Origin of the sequence: Caballeronia sp. (assembly GCF_049581465.1) — a bacterium.
Taxonomy (GTDB): Bacteria; Pseudomonadota; Gammaproteobacteria; order Burkholderiales; family Burkholderiaceae; genus Caballeronia.
Genome location: NZ_JBAUSA010001174.1, coordinates 1 through 5866, shown reverse-complemented (window position 1 = coordinate 5866; position 5866 = coordinate 1). Strand labels below are relative to the sequence as shown.

Below are 5866 nucleotides of genomic sequence, written 5' to 3'. Positions count from 1 at the left end.
CGTCGCGTCTCATGTGCGCTTTCGGCGTGGACTACGCAGGAGCAGACAACGCCTGCGCGACACGTTCACGCAGTGTCGGCAATACATCGGCTTCGAACCACGGATTGCGCTTGAACCACGCAATATTGCGCGGCGACGGATGAGGCAATGGAATCACCTGAGGGCTGAGGTCTCGCCACCGCTGGACGGTATCGGTCAATGTCGTACCGGATGCCGCGCCGAGTGCAAACCGCTGCGCATATTGTCCGATCAGCAACGTGAGCCGGACTGAGCGCATCTGGGCCAGCAAATCACGGTGCCAGTGTGCGGCGCATTCGGGCCGTGGTGGCAAGTCGCCGCTTGCGCCACGGCCGGGGAAACAAAAGCCCATCGGCACGAGCGCAAATTTTGCATCGTCGTAGAAGGTCGCATCGTCGACGCCGAGCCAGGTGCGCAGGCGAGCACCGCTCGCATCGCTCCATGGAACGCCTGACGCATGCACTCGCGCGCCGGGCGCCTGGCCGATGATCAGGATCCGCGAGCGTTCAGACGCCGCGAGTACAGGGCGCGGGCCGTGCGGCAGGAAGGGCGCGCAGATCGTGCAGGCGCGGATCTCGCGCAGCAAGGTATCCAGGGGGATTCGCTTCGTATCAGTCATCGTGATGCGAAGGCTCGTGGACCCATGCGCTGACGGATTGGGAATCCGCGTAGCTGGCATCACTCATTCGCGATGGTGTTTTGCTGCGCCATGTCGACACGCTGCAACCGAAGCGGCCGCGGAACCAGCGGGAAAACGCACTCAATGATGAGAAGCCCAGCAGCGTCGCAACTTCGGACAGCGGCCGTTCGCGGCTCGCGGCATAGCGCATCACCAACTCAACCCGTACCGACTCGACAATCTAGGTATAGCTGTCGCCGTACTGCTCGAGGTGGCGATGTACCGTCCTGCGATCCACGCCCAGATGCTCTGCTATCCGCTCGACCGAGCAGTGACCAGACGCAAGCAGTGCGATGACCAGCTTCCTGACCTTGTCCGACATAGTCGCGTTGGACTGAACCAGCATTGAATCCAGGTAGCGGCGCACCAGTTGCGCCATGACCGGATCGTAGGTTGGAATCGCAGTGTCGAGATCGGATGCGAGGCACACGATACCGTCGAAATCCTGGTTGAACTCACAGGGCGCGCCAAATACGCGCTCGTGAATGGCAAGGCTGGCTGGCGCATCGTGCGTAAAGCAGACGCTACGCGGCTTCCATGCACGGCCGAGAATCATGCTCAACGTCCGGTACAGGACGCCCAGGACCAACTCGGCTGCCTGGCGCACCTGGCCGGGAGGCCCGCCCGTTATGTCTTGTCGGATGGTGGCGATGCCCTCCGCTTCCTCAACGCGCATATGGACCGCTTCGTTCTGCAAGCGGAGATAGTGCGCCATCGATTCCAGCGCGCGGCGCAACGTCGGTTGTTCCCGCACGACAAAACCGAGCGCGCCAAGGTTGGAAAGCTCCCGCGTTTCGGCCATCCGCAGCCCGAAATCCTCGATTGCTCCGGCCTTGGCCGATGCCTCCAGCAAGCGTCCCACAGCCTCGGCGGAAATCATGATGGCGGGGTCCAGCAACGCGGAGCGGCCGATTCCCGCATCGCTCAGTTGCCGGTAGGGGTCGAGCCCAACCGACCGCGCCACTTCGACGTAATTGGTGAGGGCCGCACTACGAAGCAGATAGGACATAAGGATTTCCCGGTTGTCTCAAAATGTAAAGTCATTGTCCCGAAATGTCAAACGCCACTTTGCCAGTCATCGATACTCCTCTCCACAGATGCACGGCGCATTTAAGCACCGTGCGATTCGAGAATGTCGAGGAGGCGAACGATGAGCAATGAACTGAGCCACAGCGCGACCCCGGTCACCGATCAACTGCGCGCCACCGGCAACTGGAATCCCGCCTGGGACGCCGTTGCCGAACTCGATCCGGCCTGGGCTGAGAAATTCATGGCGATGGGCATGCACACCGTGATGTCGGGTGTGCTGGAGCCGAAGGTACTGGAATTCCTGGCCATCGCGGTCGATGCGTCCTGCACGCACATGTATGCGCCGGGCACACGCCGGCACATCCGCAAGGCGCTCGAGTTGGGCGCCACCAGGGAGGAAATTGCGGCGGTCCTGCAGGCGGTCAGCGTTCTTGGCATCCATTCCAGCAGCCTCGGCGCACCGATCCTGCTGGAAGAACTGGCGGCCATCGAGCATGCAAGAACCGCCGTCGGCTGACTGCTCAGACCCGGCACTACCCACCCACCACAGAGGAAGACAAACATGCATTTCCTTGACAATTCCCTCCTGCCTGAAAATCAGGAAAAGCTCGTCATTCAGGTCGCGCCCTACGGCCCGCAATGGGTCCCCGGCGATTCGACCGATATCCCGGTCACGATGGACGAACAGGTCCAGAAAGCCGTCGACTGCTACAACGCAGGCGCGAGCGTCCTGCACGTGCATGTCCGCGAGGAGGACGGCAAGGGCAGCAAGCGCCTGTCCAAGTTCAACGAGATGCTGGCCCGTCTGCGTGAAGCCGTGCCGAAGATGATCCTGCAGGTTGGCGGTTCGATTTCCTTTGCGCCGGAGGATGACGGCGAGGCCGCAAGGTGGCTCAACGACGACACGCGCCACATGCTCGCCGAACTGGATCCGCGTCCGGACCAGGTGACCGTCGCGATCAATACCAGCCAGATGAACGTGATGGAGGTGACGACCGAGGCTGACATCGCCGGGACATCGCTGATGAATCCGGCGCTACAGGCTGCCTACCGCGACATGATCGTTCCGTCCAATCCGTCCTGGCACGTCGAGCACATCCGACGGCTCGTCGCGAACGGCATCCAGCCGCAGTTCATGTTGGGGAATGTGGGGCAACTGGAATCGGTCGAGCGCCTGATTCGCCGCGGCGACTACACGGGTCCGCTGAACCTGAACTACGTGGCGCTCGGTGGCGGCGCCGCCTGGGTGCACCCGGCCGACATGCTCGAGTTCGTCCGCCGCACCCCTGACGGCGCCGTGCTCACGCTCGAAACGCTGAACCGCAACGTGGTGCCGATGACCACGATGGCCATCGCGCTGGGCCTGCATGTGCGCGTCGGCATCGAGGACACGCTGTTTGGCCCGGACGGCGAACGCGCGACGTCAGTGCAGCAGATCGAGAAAATGGTCCGCATTGCGCGCGAGCTCAATCGCGACGTCGCCACCGGCGAGGACGCCCGCCGCATCTACCGGATCGGCACCCAATGGGGTTGCGTCGACGAGACGCTGAAGCACCTCGACATGGTCGCTAACCGGACGCCCGTGCAGCAGGGCCGGACCGCACGCAAGGCTGCCTGACAGAGGTCGCGAGGCGCAGCGCGGCAGCGTAGGGCATTGCGCCTCGCAGGCAACCCACGTCCCTCAGGCATGGAGAATATTGATGTTCTGGAAAAAATATCCCCCCGCCGTTCTGGGCTTGCTGCTGGTGATCCATTTGCTGGCGCACATCGACCGCAACATGCTGCTCGGCTTTTCGCCGCAGATCATCGAGGATCTGGCGCTCAGCAATGCCCAATATGGCTTTCTGGTGGGCGCGGTGTGGGTACTGAGCTTCGGCGTAATGGCCGTGTTGATGGGAACCCTGGCGGACCGCTTCAGCCGTCCCCGTGTCATCGGCGCCGGGGTGCTGATCTGGAGTCTGTGCACCTGGGCCTCCGGTTACGCGCAGAGCTTCGAGCAGATGGTCGTCGCGCGCTTTTTCGTTGCCAGCGGCGAGGCGGCCCTGGTACCCGCTGCAGTGGCCCTGCTGGCTGAACTGTTCTCCGAGAAGAGGCGAGGCACGGCAATGGGGCTGTTCTTCATGGGGATTCCCCTGGGGGTCGGCTGCAGCTTCCTGCTAGCCGGCAGCTTTGGCGCCATGCACGACTGGCGCACCACATTCCACGCACTCGGTATCCTCGGCGTCGCCATCGCGTTGCCGCTGATGCTGCTGAAGGAAGATCGCAGCCACCTCACATCGCAGGAAGACCGCACCTCCTTCGTGCCGCAAGTGCGCTCGGTGTTACGCGTCGTTAGTAGCAATCACGCGCTGAGTTTCACGATCGTTGGCATCGTGCTGGTTCATCTGGTTTTCGCCAGCTTCTCCTTCACACAGTTGTGGCTAGTCAACGAACGCGGCATGAACCCGGCTGGCATTGCCACTAAAATCGGCGCGCTGCAACTGGTGTTCGGCACGCTTGGCGCGGTAGCGGGCGGTGCAATGGGCGATCGCGTGGCGGCGAAGTTGCGAGGTGGACACGCAAGCTTCATGGCACTCCTCGTCGTGATCTGCGCGCCGTTGATGCTGGCGTATCGTTTCGTGCCGGCCGGGTCGCCATTGTTCTACATCGGCATGTGCGCCGGATTTTTCCTCCCGCTGGCGATCTACGGCCCGGCCCTTACGGCCATCACGGGGATGACGCCGCAAAACATGCGCTCGACGGTCACAGGTTTCACGATGCTCTCGATCAATGTATTCGCTTTGGCCATTGGCACCGTGGCCGTCGGTATGGCCGCCGACTATTTCATCAAGGCGCGCGCGACCGCTCCGTTGACTGGCGTCCTGATCGCCACCGACGCGCTGGCAATCAGCTCAGCACTGTTCTTCGCACTCGCGGCGCGGGCCTCACGCAGGCAGAACGTCCCCGCGATGGAAAACGTACAACCTGTGAGGTAATGAAGATGCAAAACCAACGTCAGAATCTGAAAGGGCGGGTCGCCCTCGTCACCGGTGCCGGTCGCGGCATGGGCGGTGCGATCGCCCTCGACCTCGCCCGCGCCGGCGCACATGTCGCGATTTGCGATATCGACATGCCCGCGCTGGAAGAAACGCGCCAGGCCGTGGAAGCGGCCGGCGCACGGTGTCTGGCGCTGCGGTGCGACGTATCGTCCAGCAACGAAGTCGCCAACCTGTTTTCCAGCATCGTCGAGCACTTCGGCACGCTGCACATTCTTGTCAACAATGCCGCCCTCGTGCCAGGCAGGCCAGAGGATACGGAACGTCGTAACAGGCACTACGCCTATCTCACCACACCTGTGCCGCTGCAATCGCTGGGTTTCACCAGCAACATGAGTGACGAGGAGTGGCATCGCTACTGGGATGTCAATGTGCATGGGCTGTTCTTTTGCACACGTGAAGCGCTCAGGCTGATGGAGCCGCGGCGCGAAGGCAGGATCGTCAATATCGCGTCGATCGCCGGCATCTCGGCGATGAGCGCGCATAGCCCGCATTACAGCGCCACCAAAGGCGCCGTGGTCGCCTTCACCAAGGCGGTAGCGGCCGAAGTGGCAGGCGCCAACATCTTCGTCAACGCGATGGCGCCGGGAGGTGTGGCGACTCCGGAGTTTGCGAAATACTTCGAGGCCGCAGGTGAGCAAAAGCGCAACGAGTTCTGGCAGGTCGTCCCGGCCGGGCGTCTGGGCACGATGGAGGAATACGCCTCGACGGTGACCTATCTGGCCGGCGACCACTATCTGGTTGGCCAGATCATCAGCCCGAACGGCGGCGTGGTGATATGACGGGAGACGCTTCCCGGCACCCGGCGATCCCGTAGGAAATCGCTGCATCAATCTATGTAGATTCAATCATAACGGTTAGGTATGCAAACGGTTATGGACAGCGCTGCTGGAGATAGTTCGCCGTGGCCAGACTGAGACAATGGACGACCCAATGAACGGCTTGATGTGTAAAGCACAAAAACTGGAGACGCAATGAAATTGAAATCCATCGCGGCGGCCGCATTGGTTGCTACGGGAAGTGCGGCATACGCGCAATCGTCGGTGACGCTGTATGGGGTCATCGATTCCGGTTTCCTCTATCAGAGCGCAAACGCGGCGAACTT

6 protein-coding genes and 1 pseudogene are annotated in these 5866 nt (G+C 62.1%); 5 read left to right on the top strand and 2 right to left on the bottom strand.

Annotated features, from left to right (window positions below; all coding sequences use genetic code 11):
- Window positions 1–31 precede the first annotated feature (31 nt).
- Window positions 32–700: a uracil-DNA glycosylase family protein gene (locus WCA53_RS28775; protein ID WP_423919070.1), complete on the bottom strand. Its 669-nt coding sequence runs from the start codon at window positions 698–700 to the stop codon at window positions 32–34.
- A pseudogene (locus WCA53_RS28770) lies at window positions 630–1706 on the bottom strand (AraC family transcriptional regulator ligand-binding domain-containing protein). Before WCA53_RS28770 ends, WCA53_RS28775 begins: the two are co-directional and overlap by 71 nt.
- A gap of 141 nt (window positions 1707–1847) precedes the next feature.
- On the opposite strand from WCA53_RS28770, the gene WCA53_RS28765 reads away from it, so the two are divergent.
- The 5 genes from WCA53_RS28765 to WCA53_RS28745 form a co-directional block, all read left to right on the top strand.
- The gene (locus tag WCA53_RS28765) at window positions 1848–2243 is read left to right on the top strand and encodes a carboxymuconolactone decarboxylase family protein (protein WP_423919067.1); all 396 of its coding nucleotides are present in this window, start codon (window positions 1848–1850) and stop codon (window positions 2241–2243) included.
- 45 nt (window positions 2244–2288) lie between these two features.
- Entirely contained in the window at window positions 2289–3344 is a 1056-nt protein-coding gene (locus WCA53_RS28760) for a 3-keto-5-aminohexanoate cleavage protein (protein ID WP_423919064.1), read from the top strand.
- 82 nt (window positions 3345–3426) lie between these two features.
- A complete protein-coding gene (locus WCA53_RS28755) occupies window positions 3427–4701 on the top strand; it encodes an MFS transporter (RefSeq protein WP_423919061.1) in 1275 nt (424 codons plus the stop codon).
- Window positions 4701–5543, top strand: a complete 843-nt coding sequence (locus WCA53_RS28750) for an SDR family NAD(P)-dependent oxidoreductase (RefSeq protein ID WP_423919057.1) — start codon at window positions 4701–4703, stop codon at window positions 5541–5543. Before WCA53_RS28755 ends, WCA53_RS28750 begins: the two co-directional genes overlap by 1 nt.
- Before the next feature lie 192 nt (window positions 5544–5735).
- Window positions 5736–5866 (top strand): porin (locus tag WCA53_RS28745; protein WP_423919075.1); only part of this gene is annotated, 131 nt, incomplete at its 3' end.